Genomic DNA, 24836 nt, shown 5'->3' with positions numbered 1-24836 from the left:
CGGAGCGTGGGAACGATCAGGTCGCGAGAACTGTTTCCAAAGTCCGCGAAACCCCAACCTCGCGCAAACTCTGGCAGCACCACTCGAACGCTGCAACAAACTCCGCCGACTTCGGTATCTCTGTGCCGAAAATCTCTTCAACACCCAGCAATCGCTCCGTGATCAGCCCATCGTCCGCTACCAGCCCTTGGCAAAACGCCGCCCGTGGGTCCGGAATCGAATACGTATCGCCATTCTCATCGACGCCCTTCAAATACAACGCCCACGCCGCGACCACCAGCGCCGCGCGTTTGGTTTCCTTGCCATCGGCGACCAGCCGATTGATGGTCGGCACCGTGAACTTGGGAAACTTCGACGAGCCGTCCGAACACACCCGCTCAAGCTGATCGGCAATCGCCTGATTGGAAAACCGCGCCACCAGCGTGTCCTTGTACTCGTTCAGGTCGATGCCCGGCACCGGCGCCAGTTGCGGCGTGACGTCCAGGTCCATGTAGGCGCGCATGTAACGCACGAACAGCGGATCGTTCATGGTTTCGTGGACGAAGCGATAACCCTTGAGGAAGCCCAGATACGTCAGCGCCAGGTGACTGCCGTTGAGCAGTTTGATTTTCATCTCTTCGTACGGCGAAACATCGTCTGTGAACTGCACGCCGACCTTTTCCCATGCCGGCCGGCCGTTGACGAATTTGTCTTCCAGTACCCATTGCACAAACGGTTCGCAGACCACAGGCCAGGCATCGTCCACCCCGTGTTTGTCGGCCAGTTGCAGGCGATGCGCGGTGCTGGTCATGGGCGTAATGCGGTCAACCATGGCGTTGGGGAAACTGACGTTGGCGTCGATCCAGTCACGCAGGTCGGGATCACGCAGCGCGGCGAAGGCCAGCAGCGCCTTGCGAGTGACGGCGCCGTTGTGCGGCAGGTTATCGCAGGACATCAGGGTAAATGCCGGCGTTCCTGCCGCGCGGCGTTTGGCCAATGCCGCGCAGAGGAAGCCGAACACGGTTTTCGGTGATTGCGGATGGCTTAGATCGTGCTGGATCTGCGGCAGGTGCGCCATGAACTTGCCGTTGCTGTCGTCGATGCAATAGCCGCCCTCGGTGATGGTCAGCGAGACGATGCGGATGTGCGGGTCGGTAAGTTTGTCGATCAGCGCCTGAGCGCTGTCTTCGGCCAGGAGCATGTCGCGGATCGCACCGATCACGCGGACTTCGGTGTCGTCGCTGTCACCGAGCTCGAACAGGGTGAACAGGTAATCCTGTTCCTTGAGGTCGTCCCGGGCGCGACGGTCTTCGGCGCGCAGGCCGACGCCGCAGATCGCCCAGTCGAGCGCTTCGCCGCGGTTCATCAACGCATCGGTGTAGTACGCCTGATGCGCGCGATGGAAACCGCCGACGCCGATATGGGCGATGCCCTGGCGAGTTTCGCTCAGGTCATAGCCCGGCAGCTGCACTTGCGGGGCCAGACGGTTGAGGTTGTGTGAGTTCAGTTTCATCGCATCAGTCTCAGGCAGCCGCACGCAGCGGGCGGGTCAACGCCACGCCGTCGGCATCGAATAGGTGGCAGTGGGTGGCGTCCAGATACAGGTTCAACTGTTCGCCATAACGGCTGGCCAGATCGCCGCGTACGCGCATGGTCAGCGCCTCGCCAGCATTGGTTTTGACGTGGCAGAAGGTGTCGCTGCCCAGGCGTTCGCTGACATCGGCGGTGACTTGCAGGGTGCAATCGCCGGCTTTCGCCAGTTCCAGATGCTCCGGGCGAATGCCCAGCGTGACCGGGCTGCCGACACTCAGGTGGGCGGCGTTGAATGGCAGGATGATCGTGGTCCCGGCGTCAAGCGCGATCTCGCAGGCAGGACCATCGATGCGGGCAATCTTGCCTTTGAGGAAACCCATTTTTGGCGTGCCGAGAAAGCCCGCTACAAAGAGGTTGGCCGGGTTGTGATACAGGTCCAGTGGCGAGCCGACCTGCTCGATCTTGCCGCCATTGAGCACCACGACCTTGTCGGCCATGGTCATGGCTTCGACCTGATCGTGGGTCACGTAAATCATCGGCGCGTGCAGATCCTTGTGCAGGCGCAGCAGCTCCAGGCGCATCTGCACGCGCAATGCGGCGTCGAGGTTGGACAGCGGTTCATCGAACAGGAAAATTTTGGGGTTGCGCACGATGGCACGGCCGATCGCGACGCGCTGGCGCTGACCGCCTGACAGTTGTTTGGGCTTGCGCTCAAGCATCGGGCCAAGTTCCAGAATGCGCGCGGCTTCGCCAACTTTCTTCTCGACTTCGGCCTTGGGCACGCCGGCCAGGTCGAGGGCGAACGACATGTTCTTTTTCACCGTCATGTGCGGGTACAGCGCGTAGGTCTGGAACACCATCGCCAGGTCGCGTTTGGCCGGGCTGACCTCGGTGATGTCGCGGCCGTCGAGCTCGATGGTGCCACCGCTGACTTCTTCAAGGCCTGCGATCAGGCGCAGCAGGGTGGATTTGCCGCACCCGGACGGGCCGACGAAGACCACGAATTCCTTGTCGTTCACCTCTAGGTCAATGCCTTTGATGATGGAAAAACCTTCGAAGCCTTTTTGCAGATTCTTGATTTTCAGGTTGGCCATGAGATGGGCCTCCGTGTTGTTATTTTTTAGATCAAAAGATCGCAGCCTTCGGCAGCTCCTACAGGAGTTTTGCCGATTCGACATTCTCTGTAGGAGCTGCCGAAGGCTGCGATCTTTTGCTTTTTCAATTCATTTCACGGCGCCGAAGGACAGGCCGCGCACCAGTTGTTTCTGGCTGATCCAGCCGAAGATCAGGATCGGCGCGCAGGCCAGGGTCGACACTGCCGACAACTTGGCCCAGAACAATCCCTCGGGGCTGGAATACGAAGCGATCAAAGCGGTCAGTGGCGCGGCGTTGGACGAGGTCAGGTTCAATGACCAGAACGCTTCGTTCCAGCACAGGATCAGCGACAACAGCACAGTGGAAGCGAGGCCACCCTTGGCGATCGGCAGCAGCACGCGAACCATTTCCTGCCAGAGCGTCGCACCGTCGAGGCGGGCGGCTTCAAGGATGTCCTTGGGAATGTCCTTGAAGTAGGTGTAAACCATCCAGACCACAATCGGCAGATTGATCAGCGTGTAGATCACGATCAGCGCGATGCGCGTGTCGAGCAAGCCGAAGCTCTTGGCCAGCAGATAGATCGGCATCAGCACGCCCACCGGCGGCAGCATCTTTGTCGACAGCATCCACAGCAGCGTGCCCTTGGTGCGCTGGGTTTCGTAGAACGCCATCGAGTACGCGGCCGGCACCGCGATCAACAGGCACAGCGCCGTGGCACTGAAGGAAATCACCACCGAGTTCCAGGCGAAACTGAAGTAATCACTGCGCTCGTTGATGTGCAGGTAGTTCTCCAGCGTCGGCGTGAAGATGAACTGCGGCGGCGTGGCGAAGGCATCGATTTCAGTCTTGAAACTGGTCATCACCATCCAGAAGATCGGAAAGAAAATCACGATCGCGATGGCCCAGGCCAGAGTGCCGAGCAGCAGGCTTTGCAGCCGGCGGGATTGTTGGAGCGTCATGGCAGACCTCACGCTTTGTCAGTCAGGTTTTTGCCGATCATCCGCACCAGAATGATCGCGGCGATGTTGGCGATGACCACGGCAATCAGACCGCCCGCCGACGCCATGCCGACGTCGAACTGCACCAGCGCCTGGTTGTAGATCAGGTAGGCGAGGTTGGTCGAGGCGTAGCCGGGGCCACCGTTTGTAGTGGTGAAAATCTCGGCGAACACCGACAGCAGAAAGATTGTTTCGATCATCACCACCACGGCGATCGGCCGGGCCAGATGCGGCAGCGTCAGGTGCCAGAAAATGGCGATCGGCCCCGCACCATCCAGCCGCGCCGCTTCTTTCTGTTCCTGATCCAGCGACTGCATGGCGGTCATTAGAATCAGGATCGCGAACGGCAGCCATTGCCACGAAACAATGATGATGATCGACAGCAGCGGGTAGTGCGCCAGCCAGTCCACCGGTTGCGCGCCGAACAGCTTCCAGAGGTAGGCGAGGATCCCGGAGACCGGATGGAAGATCAGGTTTTTCCAGATCAGAGCGCCGACCGTGGGCATGATGAAGAATGGCGAAATCAGCATGACCCGCACGATGCCGCGACCGAGAAATTCGCTGGCCTCAAGCAACGCGCTGATCAACACACCCAGGATCACGCTGATGAGCAACACGCTGCCGACCAGCAGCAGCGTATTGGTCGCACCGGGCATGAAGCCTGAATCGGTGAGGAAGTACTCGAAGTTCTCCAGCCCCACGAATTGGTTTTCGCCGGGGTAGAGCAGGTTGTAGCGGATCATCGAAAAATACACGGTCATGCCCAGCGGCACGATCATCCACAGCAGCAACAGCGCGACCGATGGGCTGACCAGAAACCAGCCAGGATTGGCCACGCGGCTCTTGCGCTGTGGTTGCGCAAGTTCGAGTTGGGCTTTGGCAGTTGAAGTATTCATGGCAATCACAACCAAGTAGGTACAGATACATATTCAGGAAAGAAGAAGTTCCTGACAGCGACGCGAACCCTGTGGGAGCGGGCTTGCCCGCGATGGCGATGTAACAGCTGACGGCAGTGTTGAGTGTGCCGGCCCCATCGCGGGCAAGCCCGCTCCCACAGGTTTAATGGTCATTACTTGGGATAACCCGCGCGCTTCATCTCGCGTTCCGTGGTTTGCTGAGCCGCCGCCAAGGCCTGATCCACCGTGGTCTGGCCGATCAGCGCGGCCGAGAACAGCTTGCCGACCTGGGTGCCTACGGCCTGGAATTCAGGAATAGTCACCAGTTGAATGCCAATGTACGGCACCGGTTTCAACGTCGGCTTGCTCGGGTCAGCGGCCTTCAGTGATTCAAGTGTCACCTTGGCAAACGGCGCGGCGCTCATGTATGCGTCGCTGTAAGTAGAGGCTCGGGTGCCGGGTGGCACGTTGGCGATGCCATCGGTCTTGGCAACCAGTTCGCCGTACTCTTTGGACGTTGCCCAGGCGCTGAAGGCCTTTGCGGCGTCCTTGGCTTTGGAGCTGGTCGGAATCGCCAGCGCCCATGAATACAGCCACGCCGAGCCTTTGTCGGTGACTTGCTGCGGGGCGAAGGTGAAGCCGACGTGCTCGGCGACCTTGCTCTGAGTCTTGTCGGTAACGAACGAGCCGGCGACGCTGGCGTCGACCCAGATTGCGCACTTGCCGCTGTTGAACAAGGCGAGGTTTTCGTTGAAACCGTTGCTCGAAGCGCCCGGCGGGCCGGATTTCTTCATGGTGTTCACGTAGAAGTTCAGCGCGTTTTTCCATTCCGGCCCGCTGAATTCCGGCTTCCACTGCTCATCGAACCAGCGTGCGCCGTAAGCGTTGGCGACCGTGGTGACCAGCGCCATGTTCTCACCCCAGCCAGCCTTGCCGCGCAGGCAGATGCCGTACTGCTCTTTGTCTTTCTGAGTAAGTTTTTCAGCGAAACCGGCGATCTGTTCCCAGGTCGGATGCTCCGGCATGGTCAGTCCGGCTTCCTTGAACAGGTCGGTGCGGTAATACGTAATCGAGCTTTCCGCATAAAACGGCAGGGCATACAGCGAACCCTTCACCGACAGGCCTTCACGCACCGACGGGAACACGTCATCGAGTGCGTAACTGGCCGGCAAATCCTTCATTGGCTCCAGCCAACCCTTGCCGCCCCAGAGTGCTGCTTCGTACATGCCGATGGTCAATACGTCGAACTGCCCACCCTGAGTGGCGATGTCGGTAGTCAGGCGCTGACGCAGGACGTTTTCTTCCAGTACCACCCAATTGAGCTTGATGTCCGGGTGCTCGCTCTCGAAGGTCTTGGAGAGTTTTTGCATGCGGATCATGTCGCTGTTGTTGACGGTGGCGATGGTCAGGGTCTGGGCGCCAAGGCTGACGCTGCTGAGGGTCATGCAGGTGAGGGCGAGCAGAGCTTTTGCAGTGGATTGCATCGTGCACTCCTTTTCTGAAACCCAAGAGGGCCAGAGGGACAGTTATTGTTTTTGTGTCTTCCGAATGCAGGAAGAATGTGCGCTGATTACAGCCTTCAAATGAATAGCTGACAAATCATTCATCGCACTGGTGTCGATACTTTTTTGCACTGGGGTTTAGTTGGGTGAACGCAAGGAAGGGGCACGCAGCGGACATGTTCTGTCGGATGCGTACAGGTTTTGACTTGAAATGAGCACTTGTGGGAGCGAGCTTGCTCGCGAATGCAGTGTGTCAACGTTATCTGAGTGGGCTGACACTACGCCATTCGCGAGCAAGCTCGCTCCCACAAGGGAATGATGATGTCAGGAATGATTTTTTTCAGTCAGGCGCTGTACAGCCAGACGTCGATAATGCGACGGCGTCATGCCTTTGAGTTGCTGGAAGCGCCGATTGAAGTTGGAAATGTTGTTGAAGCCTGACTCGAAGCACACCTCGGTCACCGGTTTGTCACCATCGGCCAGCAGCTCACAGGATTTGCTGATGCGCAGGCGATTGACGAACTCGATGAAGTTGCGACCGGTAGCCTGTTTGAATACGCGGCTGAAGTAGGTCGGCGTCATGCCCAGATGCTCGGCAACTTCCTCCAGCGAGATGTCACGGGCGTAGTGGCTGAAGATGTAATCGACCGCACGGTTGGTGCGGTCGATGTTGTGCTCATCCGCCAACTGCGGCGTCGTCGCGCCGGACAACAACTGGAAATCTTCGCTGGCCGCCAGCAACTCCATCAGAATGAAAAAGTGGCCGAGGCGAGTGATACCCGTGCTGTCTGCGATCCGCTGCATCAACGTCATGGCCTGACGGATCGTGCGTTTGCAGCGAAACTCGATCCCGTACTGCGCCCGTTCCAACAGCGGGGCGAGGGTCTTCAGTTCAGCGAATACTTGATGGCCGCTCTCGAACAATTCGTCAGTGAAGTTGACCAGCATGTCGCGCTTTTCTACCACCTCATCTTCCGCGACCTGGCTGATCCAGTTATGCGGCAGGTTGGGGCCAGTCAGAAACAGGGTCTCTGGATAGAAGTTGCCGATGTAGTCGCCGATGAACACCTTGCCGGAACTGGCGACGATCAGGTGCAGTTCGTATTCCTTGTGAAAATGCCAGCGCACCAGCGGGCAGGGAAAGCCGTGCTGGCGATAGATGATGGACAGGCCGTTATGGTCGTCCATCAGCTCGTAGGAAGGGTCGGTGACGCGAGCGGTTCTGGTCATGACGGGGCACTTTTTATAATCGCTGCGCGGATCATGCCTCGTTTTTCGACCTTTGTGCCACTTCCGCCAATCCGCGTCGGGCACTGCGCTTAGTTGAGTTTGTCGCGGGCTTTTTGCAGATTGGCCATCTGGCAGAAGCGCACGATGTTTGAGTTTTTGATGAAGTCAAAATTGATGATGTTGCATTTCTTCGCCCAATCGGACTTCTCCGGATCAAACCAGCTGTCGAGGCTGTCGAGGATCCGCTGCGGGCCACCGAGGTTGTAAGTGGTTGCCGACAGCGACCATGGGCGCTGCGTACTGACGGGCAAGCGCATGATAATGTTGATATAGCCATGCAGTTCGGACGTGTCAACTTGCGACTGGCCGATCCACTTGTGATTGATCTGGCGGTAGATGCGATAGTCCTCCGTCTCCCAGGTCATTGGCGCCGCCACCATAATGCGTTGCAACGGACTGATGGCTTTGAGTTGGCCAAGTGTCAGATGCAGATTGTCGGCGGGAATGATTCGCTCCCCGAGGTGCTCCAGCAATGCTGTTTTGAATTCCGCATGATTGAACGGATCCTGAGCACTGGAAAGTTCATGGAAGTCGAGAATGATGAATTCATTTGGACTTCTATAATAAAACCCCTTCAAATCCCGGACGAGGTCCTCAAGTGTCCGCGAAGAGGTATATCCATTGTGCTGGAAGCGGAACCTGGCCAGATGTTGCGCTTTATCATCGTAAACAAGGCGTACATCCAGTGCGCGAGCACCACGGTTCAATTGCGAGTAAAAAGGGATATCCTGGCAGGCGAGCCAGTTCTTGCCGGGGAGCAGCGCATACGAGGCCTCCCAGTCGCAACCGGCGTTATGCGTGCCGGGCAGCGTCATTTCAAACAGTGAAAGATTGTCAATTTGCGGAGAGTCGGCCATCCAGCGAGTGGCATGGGAGCTGTCGAAGTTATTCATGTTGCACATCCTGCGAGTTGGTAAATGATAGAAGCTGCGCGCAGGATGTTTATAAAGGCAGTCGGTTAAATGGAAAAGTTTGCTTTTAATGCAAGTCGTGTAAGTTTGGTGATTATTGGTCCGTTTGATGTGGTCGGTTCTTGGCTTCAATCCATTGGGCCATGTATTGAGTGCTTTTAAGTGTGTGGTGGCGCAACATGGCGCCGGTAAAGTTGTTGTTTCTAAGTTGTGCCAAGTGCTCTCTGTACTCATTGATTTTGCTAATAAGCGCAGCGCCGTGCACGCTGCGTTGATAGCGCTGCTGTAACAGTGTTTCAGCAAGAACCTGTGCGGACAACCAGCGCGCCGGATCCTCGTGAAGTTGCACGGCCTGCTCGGCGAACGCATGCGCGTCAAGGGCAATCGCTCCCGGCCACGGACTGGCGCCATGCATGGCTTCGGCACCGATCGGGGTAGTCACGCTCGGGGTGCCGCACAGCATCGCATCGATCAGTTTGCCCTTGATTCCGGCACCAAAGCGCAGTGGTGCGAGACAGACGCGGGCCGCTGACATGACTTCGAGCGCATCTTCAGCCCAGTTCATGATGTGAAAACCTTGGGCCGGGTTGTGCAAAGCGGTGGCCTTGGGCGGCGTATACGCGCCATAGATATGCAGCTGCGCGCCAGGCAATTGCGCACGAATCAACGGCCACAGCGTGTTTTTCATCCAGAGCACCGCGTCCCAATTGGGCGCATGTCGGAAATTGCCGATGCTGAGAAAATGCGCGCGGTCGGCGAATGACCTTGGCGCGGTCGCCGCAGGCTCGACCATCAACGGGCACCAGTGCAGGAGCTGGCGGGGAAGGCTGAATTCTTGAACGAGCAGATTGATTTCGACTTCGGAAATCATCAGGTTCAAGTCACACCGGTAGAGCGCGGCGATTTCCCGCTTGGCCAGGTCGCTGCCGGCCATCAACTGGAATTCTTCGCGCAACGCCTGTGAAAACAGCTCCGTGAAATCATTCTGGTCGTCACTGCTTTTCAGACGCTCTTTCAAGCGCTGATGACGCGCATGACGCAGACTTTGCAAGTCGGATGTCTCCAGGATGCGAAGGGCGTCCGGGCAGTGTTTCTCCACGCGCCAGCCGAACTGTTCCTCCATCATGAACTGATCAAACAGCACGATATCCGGGGCCAGCGCGCTGATGAACGTGTCGAAACTGCTGCTGTTGAGTTCGATCGGCACTTCACGAATGCCGAGCGCGGTGAGATCTGCCTTGTGCTCGCCCGGGCCGGCCGGGCTGCTGAAGGTGATGTCCCAGCCCTGTTCGAGGAACGTTTCGAGGATCTGCATGACATGTCCGCTGGCCGCCGAAGAGCGAGGCTCGGGCCAGACGTAGCCGATGACCAGGACTTTGGTGGAGACGGAGTGGGACATCGGCAGATTCTCGGCGCATGAAAAAGCGCGCATTAGATCACAATGAAGTGAATCAAATGCGCCCCTGACCGAGGTTTCAAGACAGGACCGGTAAGGTTCGGATCGCAGGACAGCGCGTCGTTACCTGGTGCGTTGCAATATGCCAATGACCTTGTCGCGCAGTTGATCAATGGAGAAGGGTTTGCCGATCACATGCATGTCGGCGGGCACTTCGATAGTCTCGGCATAACCGCTAGCAAACAGGACGGGCAAAGCGGGGCGCAGATCACGGGCTCTTTCGGCGAGTTCGCGGCCATCCATGCCGGGTAGGCCGTGGTCGGTCATCATCAGATCGATCAGCGTGCTCGAGTCGGCAAGAATTTCGAGTGCCGTGTTGCCGTCTTCAGCTTCCAACACAGTGAATTCCAGCTCCTCCAGCACATCGACGATAAGCATGCGCACGATGTCGTCGTCTTCTACGACCAGGATGGTGGATGGATTGGCAGACATGGCAGGGCTCTCAAAAAATAAAATCGGGGATACCGGGCGATCAAAATTGCCGGACTCTTGCATGAGTAAGTGGCGCATAGCCACAAGTTCCCGGTCCGTTACAAAAAAAAGAACAGGGCAGAGCAGGGCAGTAAGGATAACCGTTGGCGTCATCCGATGCGCTGGCGCATGTAGGAAAATGCCATCATTTAAGTGAGAAAAATGGATCCATGCCTCGGTTTTGGGGCAAACTCTCGGGTTTTCAACAGTTCGACAAGGCTGCCCCATGTCCTCTCCGTCTTCGGTTGATGAGCAACGGTTTCGTAAACTCCTGAGTCGCAACGTCAGCTTGCCGCTGGGCGTCGGCGTACTCAGTGCCGTGTTCTTCGTCTCGCTGATCACTTATTTGCTGTCGGTCATCCAATGGGTCGAGCACACCGACCGGGTGATCAATAACGCCAATGAGGCGGTGAAGCTCACCGTCGATCTTGAAACCGGCATGCGCGGTTATCTGCTCAGCGGCGATGAACACTTCCTGGACCCGTATGAAACGGCCAAGCCACGGATCGCCGTTGCCCTGAATACGCTACTGGAACTGACCGCCGACAACCCGGTGCAGACAGACCGCTTGCGTCGTCTTCAGGCGTTGCAGCTTGAATGGGCCAATTACGCGCAGTCGATGATCGATCTGCAACGCAGCAGCGGCGATTATCGCGGCGCGGTCAAGGCCGGGCGGGGCAAGCGCCTGACCGATGAGATTCGCAAGCAGTTCGAAGACGTCATCGAAACCGAGCAGGTGTTGCGGGCCACGCGCAACGAAGACGTGCGTCGCACCACGGTCTGGAGCATCACGCTCTACCTGATCTTCATCGTCGGCATCAGTGGATTGCTGGCCTACATCGGCCGGCGCGATTTGCTTAACCTGTCGACCAGTTACAGCGCCACTCTGGCCGCGCAACTGGCCAGCGCCGAACGTCTCGAGAAACAAGCCTGGCTGCGCAATGGCCAGACGCAATTGGCCGAACAGGTGCTGGGGCAACTGACGCTCAATCTGTTGGGGCGCAACATCCTGCAGTTCTGCGCGCAATACCTGGGCACCGCCGTGGCTGCGCTGTATGTGCGTGAAGAACACGGCGGTCTCAAACGTGTGGCGACTTACGGTTTTTCCCGTGAGCAGGAAGAGCAGTCCCAGTCGATTTTCAGCGGCGAAGGCATTGTCGGCCAGGTGGCGCAGCAAGCGCGGCTGATTCGCCTGGACTCGGTTCCGGCCGACTACTTCAAAGTCAGCTCGGGGCTCGGCGAAGGTTTGCCACACAGCGTGCTGGTGGTGCCGACCAGTGATGACGACCGGGTCAACGGCGTGATCGAACTGGGTTTCCTGCGTCCGCTGACAGAGCGCGATATCGAGTTGCTGGAACTGATTGCAGGCAACATCGGCACGTCCATTGAGGCGGCGCGCTACCGTCAGCGCTTGCAGGAAGTGTTGGCCGAAACCCAACAGCTCAACGAAGAACTGCAAGTGCAGCAGGAAGAGCTGAAAACCGCCAACGAGGAGCTGGAAGAACAGTCGCGGATTCTCAAGGAGTCCCAGGCGCATCTGGAAACCCAGCAGGTCGAACTGGAGCAGACCAACGAGCAGCTCGCCGAACAGCGCGATGCGATGGATCAGAAAAACACCGAACTGAATCAGGCGCAGATCCAGCTCGAAGAGCGTGCTGAAGAGCTGCAGCGATCCAGCAAATACAAGTCCGAGTTCCTGGCGAACATGTCCCACGAGCTGCGTACTCCGCTGAACAGTTCGCTGATTCTGGCCAAATTGCTGGCGGAAAACCCGCAGCAGAATCTGTCGGCGGAACAGGTCAAGTTTGCCGAGTCGATTTACTCCGCCGGCAACGATCTGCTCAACCTGATCAACGATATTCTGGATATTTCCAAGGTCGAAGCCGGCAAGCTCGAAGTCATCGCCGAAAATACCCGGGTCGAGCGCCTGGTCGATGGCTTGCGTTCGATGTTCGAACCTCTGGCGGCGGACAAGAAACTCACCTTCAGCGTCGAGCTTCAGCCGGACGCCCCCGGCGTGCTGTTTACCGATCGCCAGCGTCTGGAACAGGTGATCAAGAACCTGCTGTCGAACGCGATCAAATTTACCGAGCAAGGCGCGGTCAGCCTGACGATTACGGCTCAGCCCAACGATCGAATCGCCTTCATCGTCAAGGACTCCGGGATCGGCATCGCCGCCGATCAGCAGGAAAGTATCTTCGAAGCGTTCCGTCAGGCGGATGGCACCACCAACCGCAAGTACGGCGGCACCGGCCTCGGCTTGTCGATCTCGCGGGATCTGGCGACGCTGCTGGGCGGCTCGATCAGCGTCGACAGCGTACCGGGGCAGGGCAGCACCTTCACGCTGGTGCTACCGCGTCAGTATCATGAATCGGGCGAAACACCTGCGACGCCAATGACCTTTCACCCAGCACCTGCCACGCCTACGCCGCTTGCGGTTGCGGCACCGATCGCATCAGTGATTCCGGCGGTCATCCCGCGCTTCGCCGATGACCGCGACAAGGCGCCGTTCGCCACCCGCTGCATTCTGGTGGTGGAAGATGAACCGAACTTCGCTCACATCCTTTATGACCTCGCACACGAGTTGGGCTATCAGTGCCTGGTCGCCCACGGCGCCGACGAAGGTTATGACCTGGCCCGCGAGTTCGTGCCGGACGCCATTCTGCTGGACATGCGCCTGCCTGATCATTCCGGCCTGACCGTGCTGCAGCGCCTGAAAGAGCGCGCCGAAACCCGGCACATTCCGGTGCACGTGATTTCCGTCGAGGATCGCGTCGAAGCCGCCATGCACATGGGCGCTATCGGCTACGCGGTGAAACCGACCACCCGCGAAGAGCTCAAGGATGTGTTCGCCCGTCTCGAAGCCAAGCTGACTCAGAAGGTCAAACGCGTGCTGCTGGTTGAGGACGACGATTTGCAACGCGAAAGCATCGCGCGGCTGATTGGCGACGAGGACATCGAAATCACCGCCGTCGGCCTCGCGCAGGACGCGCTGCAACTGCTGCGCACAACGATTTACGACTGCATGGTTATCGACCTGAAGCTGCCGGACATGCTCGGCAATGATCTGCTCAAGCTCATGTCCACCGAGGATATTTGCTCGTTCCCGCCGGTCATCGTCTACACCGGACGCAACCTGACCCGCGACGAAGAGGCCGAGCTACGCAAGTATTCGCGCTCGATCATCATCAAGGGCGCACGCTCGCCGGAACGGCTGCTGGATGAGGTCACACTCTTTCTGCACAAAGTCGAATCACAGCTGTCCCATGAACGGCAGAAGATGCTCAAGACCGCGCGCAGCCGCGACAAGGTCTTCGAGGGACGCAAAGTGCTGCTGGTCGATGACGATGTGCGCAATATCTTCGCCCTGACCAGCGCGCTCGAACACAAAGGCGCAGTCGTGGTGATCGGCCGTAATGGCCGCGAAGCGATTGAAAGACTCAACGAAGTCGAGGACATCGATCTGGTGCTGATGGACGTGATGATGCCGGAAATGGATGGTTTCGAAGCCACCCAGGAAATCCGCAAGGATCCGCGCTGGCGCAAGCTGCCGATCATCGCGGTAACGGCCAAGGCCATGAAGGACGATCAGGAGCGCTGCCTGCAGGCTGGCGCCAATGATTACCTGGCCAAACCCATCGACCTTGATCGCCTGTTCTCGCTGATACGTGTGTGGTTACCAAAAATGGAACGCATCTAGTGGAACGCAGCAGTCCAGCCGAACGCAACAGCGAAATCGAATTACGCTTGTTGATCGAGGCGATTTACCTCAAGTACAGCTACGATTTCCGCGACTACTCCGGCGCTTCGATCAAGCGCCGGGTGCAGCACGCGTTGAGCCAGTTCGAGTGCGCGACCATCTCGGCGTTGCAGGAAAAAGTCCTGCACGATCCGACGGCGTTCATGCAGCTGCTGCAATTGCTGACGATCCCGGTCAGCGAGATGTTCCGCGATCCGTCTCACTTCCTCGCGATTCGCAACGAAGTGGTGCCGCTGCTGCGTACTTATCCGTCGCTGAAAATCTGGATTGCGGGGTGCAGCACGGGCGAGGAGGTCTATTCGATGGCGATTCTGCTGCGCGAGGAAGGCCTGCTCGACCGGACGATCATTTATGCCACCGACATCAACCCGCGCTCGCTGGAAAAGGCCAAGCAGGGAATTTTCTCCATGGAGAACGTCCGCGCCTACACCGCCAATTACCAGCAGGCGGGCGGTCAGCGCTCGTTTGCCGACTACTACACGGCGGCTTACGGCTACGCCATCTTCGACAAGAGCCTGTGCGAGAACGTGACGTTCGCCGACCACAGCCTGGCGACCGACAGCGTGTTCTCCGAAACCCAACTGATCTCCTGCCGGAACGTGTTGATCTACTTCAACAAGAAGCTTCAGGATCGGGCGTTCGGGTTGTTTCATGAATCGCTGTCCCATCGCGGTTTTCTGGTGCTGGGCAGCAAGGAAACCCTGGACTTTTCCAACTATTCGAACCAGTTCGAGCCGTTGGTCAAACAAGAGCGGATTTACCGTAAATCATGAACGACACCCCGAGCCTGCCTCGCATCGAGGCTGTTGTGATCGGCGCCTCCGCCGGGGGCGTCGAGGCGTTGCTGACCCTGCTAGGGCCGCTGCGCAGAGGCTATGTGCTGCCGATTATCATCGTCCTGCATTTGCCGGAAGAGCGTCGCAGTCATTTGGCCGAGGTATTTTCCCGGCGCATGGAGCTGCCGGTCAAAGAGGCTGAAGACAAGCAGGACATCCAGGGTGGCACGGTGTATTTCGCCACGCCCGGTTATCACCTGTCGGTCGAGCAGGATCGGAGTCTGTCATTGAGCTTGGAAGATCGCGTGCATCATTCCCGGCCCTCGATCGACTATCTGTTTGAATCCGCCGCCGACGTTTATGGCCCGACACTGGCTGCCGTGCTGCTGACTGGCGCCAATCAGGATGGCGCGCACGGGCTGGCTTACGTCAAGCGTTGCGGCGGTCTGACCATCGTCCAGGACCCTGAAGATGCACAAGTTGCCACCATGCCCCAGGCTGCACTCAACATTCAGCAGCCGGATCATGTCCTACCCATTCACGGCATCGGCCGTCTGCTTGTCGAGCTGGAACGAATCGCATGCTGAGTAATATCCAAGCCAAACTGTTGATCGTCGACGATCTGCCAGAAAACCTGCTGGCGCTGGAAGCGCTGATCAAGCGCGAAGATCGGATGGTCTACAAGGCTCTGTCGGCGGACGAAGCACTCTCGCTGCTGCTGCAGCACGAGTTCGCCATGGCCATCCTCGACGTGCAGATGCCGGGCATGAACGGCTTCGAACTGGCCGAGTTGATGCGTGGCACCGAAAAGACCAAAAACATTCCGATCATCTTTGTCAGCGCCGCCGGCCGCGAACTCAATTATGCGTTCAAGGGTTATGAGAGCGGTGCGGTTGACTTCCTGCACAAGCCGCTGGATATCCACGCGGTGAAGAGCAAGGTCAACGTCTTCGTCGACCTGTACCGCCAGAGCAAAGCCATGAAGCAGCAGGTCGAGGCGCTGGAGCAGGCCCGACGCGAGCAGGAAGCGCTGCTGCAGCAATTGCAAAGCACTCAGCTTGAACTGGAACAAGCGGTGCGCATGCGCGATGACTTCATGTCCATCGTTGCCCACGAAGTCCGAACGCCGCTCAATGGCCTGATTCTCGAAACCCAGCTGCGCAAGATGCACCTGGCCCGGGACAACGCCTCGGCGTTCACCCTCGATAAGATGCAGGCGATGGTCGATCGCGATGAACGGCAGATCAAGAGCCTGATTCGCCTGATCGAAGACATGCTCGATGTGTCGCGGATCCGCACCGGCAAACTGTCGATCCGGCCAAACCGCTTCGACCTGGTTCAGTTGGTCCGCAATCTGCTGCAGAACTTTGCCGCACAGATCGAGGCCGCGGAAACCACAGTGTCGTTCAGCGCTTCGGCCCCGGTCGAAGGTTGCTGGGACGAGTTCCGCATTGAACAAGTGGTGTCCAATTTGCTGACCAATGCCTTGCGTTACGGTGGCCGCAGCCCGATTCAGGTGCGCGTCTATTGCGAAGGTGACGAGGCTCGCGTCGAGGTTCAAGACCATGGCATCGGCATCAGTGCCGAGAACCAGAAGCGTATTTTCCAGCAATTCGAACGGGTGTCCGCCAAGACGGTGGTGGCCGGGCTCGGGTTGGGTCTGTTCATATCCGAGCAGATCGTCGCCGCCCACGGCGGCTCCATCGTCGTCGAAAGCGAAATCAACGAAGGCGCCCTGTTTCGCGTTTGTCTGCCGATGGATGAAAACGGCAAATCCGACGCAACCTCTGAGTGACCACACGGTCGTATCAGCAGCTATTGACCGAACAAAGGCTTCCCATGAGCGTAGATGCGCAAGATGTAGTACTCGTCGTCGAAGACGAACCGGTTATCTTGATGGTCCTGACAGATTACCTGTCAGGGCAGGGCTATCGCGTGCTGCAAGCGGAAAACGGTGAGCAGGCTTTCGAGATTCTTGCCAGCAAACCTCACCTGGACATGCTGATTACCGACTTCCGCCTGCCTGGCGGGATCTCCGGCGTGCAAATCGCCGAGCCGGCCGTCAAGTTGCGACCGGACCTTAAAGTGATTTTCATCAGTGGTTACCCGCAGGAAATCCGCGAGACGGGCAGCCCGATCACGCAAAAGGCACCCATCCTCGAAAAACCGTTCGATCTGGATGTGCTGCAGGAAAAGATTCAGGAATTGCTGGCCTGATACTCATGTAGGAGCAGCCTTCGGCAGCTCCTACACATTCAGCTATTGATCATCTCGCGTACCTTGGCCGTGAGCAGATCGAAGGTGAACGGCTTGGTGATCATCTGCATCCCTGAATCGAGAAAACCGCCGCGCACTGCTGCGTGCTCGGCGTACCCGGTGATGAACAACACTTTCAGCCCTGGCCGGTATTGGCGGCCGACTTCCGCCAGTTGACGACCGTTCATGCCGGGCAATCCGACATCGCTGATCAGCAGATCGATACGTTGCGATGAGTTCAGGATAGGCATCGCAGCGTCCGCATCGCTGGCCTCGACGAAGGCATAACCCAATTCACTGAGGACAGCGCTGACCAGCACGCGCACGGCAGGGTCGTCTTCGACGATCAGCACCGTTTCGCCCGCCATGGCGTACGGCGCCTGCAGCGTATCCGAAACGGGAAGCTTGATTTCTTCACCGGTGAAGCGCGGGAGGTAGAGCTTGACGGTGGTGCCCTGGTCGACTTCGCTGTCGATCGAGACATGACCCCGCGACTGTTTGCTGAAACCATAGATCATCGACAGACCCAGTCCGGTGCCCTGGCCGATCGGCTTGGTGGTAAAAAAAGGATCGAACGCGCGGCTGACAACGCTCTGCGGCATGCCGCTGCCGTTATCGGTCACGCTCAGCATCACGTAATCACCGGGCTCCAGATTGCTGTAGGCCTCGGTGAAATCCCGATGCAGCACTTGATTGCGGGTTTCCACGACCAGTTTGCCACCCTCGGGCATCGCGTCGCGGGCGTTGATCACAAGGTTGAGGAGGGCGCTTTCCAGTTGATTGGGATCCGCTTCGGCGACCCAGAGGTCGTCATCCAGACGCATCTCCAACTGGATGCTTTCATTGAGGCTGCGCTGCAGCAGTTCGCCCATCGACAGCACCAGCGTGTTCATTTGCACGGCTTTCGGATCGAGCGACTGCCGGCGGGAGAAAGCCAGCAGGCGATGGGTCAGGCCAGCAGCCCGGTTGGCGGACGTCACGCCGAGGTCGATCAGGCTGTCGAGGTCCTCGGTGCGACCACGGGCCAGCCGCCGACGCAACAGTTCGAGGCTGCCGATGATGCCGGTGAGCATATTGTTGAAGTCGTGAGCGATGCCGCCGGTGAGTTGGCCGACCGCCTCCATTTTCTGCGATTGGCGCAACGCTTCTTCGTTATGACGAAGCTGGGCGGTGCGTTCTTCGACTTGCTGCTCGAGGGTTTCCAGCGTCGATTGCAGACGCCGTTCGCTTTCGCTCAGGTCAATCAGACGATCGCGGGCTTCGTATTGTCGTCGCCGCCCTCGCAGGGCGGCGGACACCAGACTGACCATGGTTGCCGGGTGAAACGGGCGCTCCAGAAAGGTCACGTTCCCCAGCAGGCTGCTCAGGCGCGAGGGCGGCCCTTGCTCCTGTCCGCCATGATGCGTCAACAGCACGATCGGCAGGTCTGACCAGGCCGGTTGCTGTTCGAGGTGCTGGATCAGTGTTTCCAGCTCCGGTCCGCGTAATGCTTCGGCGGCCATCAACATCAGGCCCGCACCGAGCTCGAGTTCGGCGCACAGTGCGCCGAGGTTGGGCACCACAAGGCCCGCGTAACCCGCTTCGTTGAGAATCTTCAGCGCGATCTGACTGTCGCGCCCCAGAGGCGTCAGAATCAGGACCCGCTCGGCCAGTGGCACATGGTCCGTCACGAGCTGGGTTCCCCAAGCAATGGATTGTCCGTACCCATGTAAGTCGGCACACCCCGCAGCACGCCTTGAAAGGCTTCCAGCGGTTGGCCAATGGTCATGCCGCGCGCGGAAATCCGGTATTCACGGATGGTCGATTCATGGCTGCCAGTTCGTTTCTTGATAATCGAAATGGCTCGACGGACCTTGCCCAGTGCCTCGAAGTAACGCAACAGAATCACCGTGTCGGCAAGATAAGTAATGTCGACCGGCGCCTGCATGTCGCCAACCAGACCGTGCTGGGCAACGGTCATGAAAGTCGCCGCGCCTTTGCGGTTCAGGTACAGCAACAGCTCGTGCATGTGCAGCACCAGGGCGTTCTCTTCGGGCATCGCCGCCTGGTAGCCGTTGATGCTGTCGATCACCACGGTCTTGATGCCCAATTCATCGACGCAACGGCGAACGCGATGTGAAAACTCGCCGGGCGACAGTTCGGCGGCATCGACCTGTTCTATCAGGAGATTGCCAGTCGCTTTCAAGGCTTTGAGGTCGATACCTATGTGGCGCATGCGCTCGAACAGCAGGCCCAGTTCCTCATCGAAGATGAAGAGCGCGGCCTTTTCGCCACGCTGTACAGCGGCTGCGGCAAATATCATCGAAATCAGCGATTTACCGGTACCGGCCGGGCCGAGAATCAAGGTGCTTGAACCGGTCTCGATACCGCCACCGAGCAGGGCATCCAGTTCCTTGATGCCGCTGGACAGCTGCAGGCGTGGATAATCGCCACGATGTTCCGCCGCAACGAGGCGCGGGAACACATGCACGCCGTCGCCCATGATGGTGAAGTCGTGGAAACCGCCTCGGTACTTCTGGCCACGGTACTTGACCACCCGCACTCGACGCCGCTCCGCACCGTAACTTGGCGTGAGCTCTTCAAGGCGGATCACGCCGTGGGCCACACTGTGCACGGTTTTATCGAGGGATTCGGTGGTCAGGTCGTCAAGCAACAGGACGGTGGCGTCGTAGCGCACAAAGTAGTGCTTGATCGCCAGGATTTGCCGACGATAGCGCAGCGAGCTTTGCGCCAGCAGGCGGATTTCCGACAGGCTGTCGAGCACCACACGCGTTGGCTTGAAACGCTCGACCACTTCGAAAATCTGCCGGGTCGCCTCGCCCAACTCCAGATCCGAGGAATACAGCAAACTTTGCTGGTGCTCGGCATCAAGCAGGCTTTCTGGCGGTGTCAGCTCAAATATCTGGATTTTATCGTCCAGCTCCCAACCGTGGGAGAGGGCGCCTTGGCGCAGTTCTTTCTCGGTTTCCGAGAGCGTGATGTACAGGCAACGTTCCCCGGCAAGCGCGCCGGCGCGAAGAAAGTGCAGCGCTACCGTGGTTTTGCCGGTACCGGGTTCACCTTCCAGCAAAAACACGTGACCGCGAGACAGACCGCCGGCCAGGATGTCATCCAGACCTTCAATGCCGACGGCGGCTTTCGCACTGATCAACTCGTTTGATGTAGTCAAAAAATGCCCTCTTATGGCTAGGGTATCAGGCGGTTCGCTTATTGCTTCGCCTGAGTAACTTGACCTCATCACGTGTTGGCGGTTCCGCTTTTTCTTTCAATTGATGGCCAATTGCGCTCGCTGTAGCTTTATCACAGCCCCTGCTGCAACGCCGGATCATCCGGATTCAACTGTTCGAGTTGTGCCAGCAGTATTTGTACATTCTGCAACTGGCCGCTCTCTTTCCAGTAATTGATCAGCAGCACCCGCGCCTTGCGATCGGCGGGGTGACGCTGGACGATTTCCTGCAGTTGTTTCTGCGCCGCTTCCAGCTCTTGCGCGCTGTGCAAAGTGGTCGCCAGGTCGTAGCGATAATCCTTGTTGTCCGGTTCGAGCTCGACGGCTTTGGACAGACCGAGCAGGGCATATTCGCGCTGACCGTGATGCAACAACCACAGACCGAGGGCGTGTTGCAGATAGGCTGAATCGGGTTGTGCCTTGAGCTGTTGTGCGAGCAACTGGCGAGCCGCATCGCTTTGGCCCTGGCGATCGAGCACATCGATCTGCATGACCAGCGCCGGCAGGTTGCCGGGTTCGAGACGCAGAGTATTGTCCAGCGCCTGCTGTGCCTGTTTGTATTCGGCGTTATGGATATAGAGACGAGCCAGTTGCGCGGAATTGGCGGCGCTTTCAGGCTGGTCTTCGAGCACCTGCTGCCAGCCATCGATGGCTTGCTGCAGCGGCGCGAAATACAGGCCCAACTCGTCCGGCGTCAGGCCGAGCAGGGCGTTGATGGCCGCGAACCGGACACTTTGCTCCTCATCGTCGAGCAATGGGCCGAGCAACAGACTGCGTTGCCCTCCGGGTACAAGGCCGACGATACTTTTTATCGCTGCCACGCGGACTTGCGGCGCTTCGTGGTGCAAGTCGATGTCCGCCAGTTTCAATGCCTGGGGACTTGGGTAGTTGGGCAACTCGCCATGCAGCCAGACGCGGCGCTTGACCGAGATGTCCGGACGGCCCAATTGCTGATACAACTGGCGCGCCGCTCCGGGTTCACCGGTGCGCGCCGCGTTCAGCGCTTCGCTGTAGCCATGTTTGATAGCATCAGGGAGGGTCGGTGTGCTGCTGCGAAAAGACAGCCAGACGACGCCGAGGATCAGTACGAGGCCGAGGCCGATCAGAAGGTTGCGGCGGGACTGAGTCATGCGGGTTTCCGAAAGCTTCGAACTTGAGCAGAGCGGCAAGCTTCGGTCAGCTTGGCGCGTGAGTCAAACCCTTGCCAGCGAATCGTCCTACGAGTCGTGTCGACTGTGAAATCCGTCAGGCTTTTAATGCAGTGTCTACGCTTGCAGAAGTCGTTTTAATGAGTGTGCCCATGCCAGCGCTGTTTGCTTACTTCAAGGCCTTGATCCATCCCGGTCAGGCTGTTTTGCTGTTTGCCCTGCGGACCATCGCCGCCGGTTTGCTGACCCTTTATCTTGCGTTCGTTTTCGATCTGGAGCAGCCAAAATGGTCGATCATGGCCGTGGTGATTGTCAGCCAGCCATTGGCCGGGATGGCGCTGGCGCGAAGTTTTGGCCAGGTCATCGGCACCACGGTCGGCGCGGCAGTAGCGGTGCTGATCATGGCGATTTTCCCCCAGGCGCCCTTGCCATTCATTACCACGTTGGCCCTCTGGCTGGCGCTGTGCACAGCGGGCGGCACGTTATTGCGCTACACCAGTTCCCAGGCGTTCGTGCTCAGCGGTTACACCGCCGTGGTCGTGGCCTTGTTGGCGATTCCTGATCAGGACGGTACGTTTCTGCTCGCGGTTACCCGTGTGACCGAAACCCTGCTGGCCGTGGCATGCGTCTGCGTGGTCAGTCTGCTCACCGCCCGGCCGGAAGCCGTCGCCAAGGGCTATTTCGCCAAGGTCGATCAGGTGATCAAACTGGCGGCCAGCCACGCCGCCGAGGTCCTTCGAACGGACGAAAGCGAAGCCGATTTCCAGCGTCGGCAAATGCAGCTGCTCGGTGAAATCAGCGCGCTGGAAGGGTTGCGACGTCATTTGTACTTCGATGCGCCACGTTTGCGCAGCGCCGACGACCTTGTATTGCTGCTCGGTAACCAACTGATGTTATTGACGTCGCGGCTGACCGCTTTGCGTCATCAACGACGACTGCTCACCGAACGCTGGGAGGGCGATCTGCCGCTGGAGGTTCAGCAGCTGCGTGCCGAGGAGCTGGCTTTGCTGGATCAGCTGGCGCAACAAGGCCGCGCGCTATCGGGCGAAGACCGACAGCGTTTCGTGACCTTGCAGCAACAGTTCGAAGCGTTGGCGTACAAGGCCGAACAACTGACCGAGAACATGAGCGCAACCCTGCGCTCCCTGGCTTGGGCGTTGCGCTGGGAGCAGGCGCGACTGCTGCAGCAACTCGAACAGATTCTCGAACTGAGTGACGCCATCCAGGAAGGGCGCCCGGCCAGTTGCCTGTATCGTGGCCAGTCCAGTCCGTTGCATCTCGATTTCACCCTGGCCTTGATGAATGCCATCCGCGCATTTACCGCGCTGCTGGTCGCCGGGCTTATCTGGATCGAGACGGCGTGGGATGGCGCGCGGGGCGGGATGATTCTGGTGGGGATTCTCTGCTCGCTGATGGCGACCTTCCCGCGTCCGCTAATGGCCGCGCAAAGCTACGCACGCGGTTTGGGGCTGGCGCTGGTAGTGTCCGCGTTTTATCAGTTCATGCTGGTGCCCGCGATCAGCGATTTCGAGTTGCTGGCCTTGTTGCTGGCGCCGCTGCTGTATGCCATCGCAGTGGGCATTGCGAGTCCGGCCACCGCCGGGATTGGCATGGGGCTTGGCCTGTCCAGTTTCCTTATGCTCGGGCCACAGAACTTCGGCACTGGGCAGAACACGGCGATCCAATGGTTCGAATTCGCCAGCGCCTACGTCAGCGCAGCGATGCTGGCCTTGATCGTCTATGCGCTGATCTTTCCGTTCCGCCCGGCTTTGCGCATTCGCCGCTTGTACGGTGAAGCACGTGAACAGGTGTACCAACTGAGCAAAATACCCGCGACTGATGAACAACAATTTGCCTTCGAGAGTCGGATGACCGATCGCCTGACCAGCATGCTCGGCTTGCTGCCAGCGGCGAATGACCGGACCACTCAGCGCATGTACGAGGTCAGCCTGGCCTGTGTGGCATTGGGCGTGGCGATGCATCAGCTCAGGCAGCAGATGCAAAACAATGGGTTGCTGAGCGAAACGTTCTGCCAGCGCTTGTCATCGACGTTACGCAAGACCGGTCGTTTCGTCTCCGGACGCCAGGATACGGATGTGACGTCGCTGCTGGCCACGCTGCATGAACTGGGCGATGAACTGGACGACTTGCATACCGGTCACGAGCATTTATGGTCGGTGTTCCGCATGCGCGTGGCGCTGCTGATCGTCGTGTCGTTTCTTGAGCGCCACGGCGAACATTTGCAACCTGAAGCCCTTGAAGGAGAACCGCAACTTGCCCATTGATTTCGAGATTGGCGGCGTCTACCTGCCGCCCATTGCTCAAGCGCTTTTGCTGGCGATCCCGATCTTCATGTTGCTGGACTGGTGCCTGCGGCGCCTGGGCGTGCTGCGGCTGGTCTGGCATGAAGCGCTGTTCGAGGGCGCTCTTTACGCCTGTGTCTGTGCCACGCTGATTCTGTTGATGGGAGCCTGATGTCTTGAAAGCGCTAGTTGCACGAATGATGACCGTGGCGGTGGTGATCCTGGCGATCGTCCTTGGCTGGTTCGCCTGGGAGTATTACACCCGCGCGCCGTGGACGCGGGATGCCCGGGTGAGGGCGGATGTGGTGACGTTGTCGGCGGATGTCTCGGGCCGTATCGTCAAGCTGGCGGTGCAGGACAACCAGCATGTCGACAAGGGCCAGTTGCTGCTGGAAATCGATCCGGCGCGCTATCAGCTGGCGGTCGAGCATGCCCGGCGCTCGGTCGAAGTGTCCAAGGCTTCGCTTGGGCAATCGCAAGCGGCGATCGTTGCCAGTGAAGCGCTGCTCAAACAGCGCCAGAGCGAAGAGCGCCGGCGACGCACGCTGAAGCAGGGCTTCGCGATTTCCGGTGAGGAATGGGAAAAATCCAGCACCGACGTGGCTGTCGCTCAGGCCGATTTGCTGCGCAACCAGGCCAACCTCGGTCTGGCCGAAGCCAATGTACAACTGGCGATTGCCGCGCTGACCCAGGCGGAGCTCGATCTGCAGCGAACCCGTGTCGAATCGCCCGTCAGCGGCTACGTGACCAACCTGCTGACCCGTCAGGGTGACTACGCGCAGGCGGGCGGTGCGCTGCTGGCACTGGTCGACGGCGATTCGTTCTACGTCAGCGGTTACTTCGAGGAAACCAAATTGCCGCGTATCGAGGAGGGCGATCGGGTGCGCATTCAGTTGATGAGTGGGGAGCGTTTTGGCGGCACGGTGGAAAGCATCGCCTTCGCCATCACCGACCGCGAAAACACGCCGGGCAGTCGGCTACTGGCCGACATCAATCCCAGTTACACCTGGGTAAAACTGGCGCAGCGGGTGCCCGTGCGTATCGGCATTGACGGTGACTTCGCCGGCAAGCATCGCTTGCGCGCCGGTACCACCGCCACTGTCACCGTCCTGGAGGATCACCGCTGATCCCCTGTGGGAGCGAGCCTGCTCGCGAAGGCGGATTATCAGCCACCGCTGATATGTCTGACCTGACGCTTTCGCGAGCAGGCTCGCTCCCACAAAAAATCCCAGTGCT

The 24836-nt window shown here is 58.8% G+C and carries 20 protein-coding genes; 8 read left to right on the top strand and 12 right to left on the bottom strand.

Going from position 1 to position 24836, the window contains the following annotated elements:
* Nucleotides 1-16: 16 nt before the first annotated feature.
* From HU727_RS05625 to HU727_RS05585, 9 genes are all read right to left on the bottom strand, one after another.
* A complete protein-coding gene (locus HU727_RS05625; RefSeq protein ID WP_186528952.1) occupies nt 17-1492 on the bottom strand; it encodes a mannitol dehydrogenase family protein in 1476 nt (491 codons plus the stop codon).
* 10 nt (nt 1493-1502) lie between these two features.
* Nucleotides 1503-2606 carry an ABC transporter ATP-binding protein gene (locus tag HU727_RS05620; protein ID WP_186528950.1) on the bottom strand — a complete coding sequence of 368 codons (1104 nt, stop codon included), beginning with the start codon at nt 2604-2606 and terminating at the stop codon, nt 1503-1505.
* A 129-nt stretch (nt 2607-2735) separates the two neighbouring features.
* Nucleotides 2736-3566 (bottom strand): carbohydrate ABC transporter permease, encoded by an 831-nt coding sequence (locus tag HU727_RS05615; protein ID WP_186528948.1) that lies wholly within the window; start codon nt 3564-3566, stop codon nt 2736-2738.
* 8 nt (nt 3567-3574) lie between these two features.
* Nucleotides 3575-4501 (bottom strand): carbohydrate ABC transporter permease, encoded by a 927-nt coding sequence (locus HU727_RS05610; protein ID WP_186528946.1) that lies wholly within the window; start codon nt 4499-4501, stop codon nt 3575-3577.
* A gap of 173 nt (nt 4502-4674) precedes the next feature.
* Nucleotides 4675-5985 carry an ABC transporter substrate-binding protein gene (locus HU727_RS05605; protein WP_186528944.1) on the bottom strand — a complete coding sequence of 437 codons (1311 nt, stop codon included), beginning with the start codon at nt 5983-5985 and terminating at the stop codon, nt 4675-4677.
* A gap of 342 nt (nt 5986-6327) precedes the next feature.
* Complete coding sequence (locus tag HU727_RS05600) at nt 6328-7233, bottom strand: AraC family transcriptional regulator (protein WP_186528942.1); 906 nt, start codon at nt 7231-7233, stop codon at nt 6328-6330.
* Between the two features lie 89 nt (nt 7234-7322).
* Complete coding sequence (locus tag HU727_RS05595; protein ID WP_186528940.1) at nt 7323-8186, bottom strand: phosphatidylinositol-specific phospholipase C domain-containing protein; 864 nt, start codon at nt 8184-8186, stop codon at nt 7323-7325.
* A 112-nt stretch (nt 8187-8298) separates the two neighbouring features.
* On the bottom strand, nt 8299-9603 hold the full coding sequence (locus HU727_RS05590) for a glycosyltransferase (RefSeq protein ID WP_186528938.1): 1305 nt from the start codon (nt 9601-9603) through the stop codon (nt 8299-8301).
* Nucleotides 9604-9723: 120 nt separating this feature from the next.
* Nucleotides 9724-10092, bottom strand: a complete 369-nt coding sequence (locus HU727_RS05585; RefSeq protein ID WP_186529300.1) for a response regulator — start codon at nt 10090-10092, stop codon at nt 9724-9726.
* Between the two features lie 265 nt (nt 10093-10357).
* Between HU727_RS05585 and HU727_RS05580 the strand changes: the two genes are divergently transcribed.
* Genes HU727_RS05580 through HU727_RS05560 form a run of 5 tightly spaced genes read left to right on the top strand, consistent with a single transcriptional unit; the run spans nt 10358 to nt 16884 of the window.
* A complete protein-coding gene (locus HU727_RS05580) occupies nt 10358-13831 on the top strand; it encodes a response regulator (RefSeq protein WP_186528936.1) in 3474 nt (1157 codons plus the stop codon).
* Complete coding sequence (locus HU727_RS05575; RefSeq protein WP_137213691.1) at nt 13831-14664, top strand: CheR family methyltransferase; 834 nt, start codon at nt 13831-13833, stop codon at nt 14662-14664. Before HU727_RS05580 ends, HU727_RS05575 begins: the two co-directional genes overlap by 1 nt.
* A complete protein-coding gene (locus tag HU727_RS05570; RefSeq protein ID WP_186528934.1) occupies nt 14661-15254 on the top strand; it encodes a chemotaxis protein CheB in 594 nt (197 codons plus the stop codon). The genes HU727_RS05575 and HU727_RS05570 overlap by 4 nt, the downstream gene beginning before the upstream one ends.
* On the top strand, nt 15248-16462 hold the full coding sequence (locus HU727_RS05565) for a hybrid sensor histidine kinase/response regulator (protein WP_186528932.1): 1215 nt from the start codon (nt 15248-15250) through the stop codon (nt 16460-16462). Before HU727_RS05570 ends, HU727_RS05565 begins: the two co-directional genes overlap by 7 nt.
* 44 nt (nt 16463-16506) lie before the next feature.
* Entirely contained in the window at nt 16507-16884 is a 378-nt protein-coding gene (locus HU727_RS05560) for a response regulator (RefSeq protein WP_007963558.1), read from the top strand.
* Nucleotides 16885-16922: 38 nt separating this feature from the next.
* Here HU727_RS05560 and HU727_RS05555 read toward each other — a convergent pair whose 3' ends face one another.
* The 3 genes from HU727_RS05555 to HU727_RS05545 all read right to left on the bottom strand — a co-directional run bounded on the left by HU727_RS05555 (nt 16923) and on the right by HU727_RS05545 (nt 21279).
* Nucleotides 16923-18593: an ATP-binding protein gene (locus HU727_RS05555; RefSeq protein ID WP_186528930.1), complete on the bottom strand. Its 1671-nt coding sequence runs from the start codon at nt 18591-18593 to the stop codon at nt 16923-16925.
* Nucleotides 18590-20092, bottom strand: coding sequence for an ATPase domain-containing protein (locus HU727_RS05550; RefSeq protein WP_186528928.1), 1503 nt, complete (start codon nt 20090-20092; stop codon nt 18590-18592). The genes HU727_RS05555 and HU727_RS05550 overlap by 4 nt, the downstream gene beginning before the upstream one ends.
* Before the next feature lie 131 nt (nt 20093-20223).
* Nucleotides 20224-21279, bottom strand: a complete 1056-nt coding sequence (locus HU727_RS05545; protein ID WP_186528926.1) for a tetratricopeptide repeat protein — start codon at nt 21277-21279, stop codon at nt 20224-20226.
* A gap of 170 nt (nt 21280-21449) precedes the next feature.
* On the opposite strand from HU727_RS05545, the gene HU727_RS05540 reads away from it, so the two are divergent.
* The 3 genes from HU727_RS05540 to HU727_RS05530 are packed head-to-tail and all read left to right on the top strand — an operon-like array spanning nt 21450 to nt 24727.
* On the top strand, nt 21450-23582 hold the full coding sequence (locus HU727_RS05540) for an FUSC family protein (protein ID WP_186528924.1): 2133 nt from the start codon (nt 21450-21452) through the stop codon (nt 23580-23582).
* A complete protein-coding gene (locus HU727_RS05535; protein ID WP_016774855.1) occupies nt 23572-23772 on the top strand; it encodes a DUF1656 domain-containing protein in 201 nt (66 codons plus the stop codon). Before HU727_RS05540 ends, HU727_RS05535 begins: the two co-directional genes overlap by 11 nt.
* Before the next feature lie 25 nt (nt 23773-23797).
* A complete protein-coding gene (locus HU727_RS05530; RefSeq protein ID WP_437180373.1) occupies nt 23798-24727 on the top strand; it encodes an HlyD family secretion protein in 930 nt (309 codons plus the stop codon).
* Nucleotides 24728-24836 lie beyond the last annotated feature (109 nt).

Origin of the sequence: Pseudomonas khorasanensis, assembly GCF_014268505.2 — a bacterium.
Taxonomy (GTDB): domain Bacteria; phylum Pseudomonadota; class Gammaproteobacteria; order Pseudomonadales; family Pseudomonadaceae; genus Aquipseudomonas; species Aquipseudomonas khorasanensis.
The sequence above is the reverse complement of the archived record's forward strand: the minus strand, read 5'-3'. Positions and strand labels throughout refer to the sequence as shown.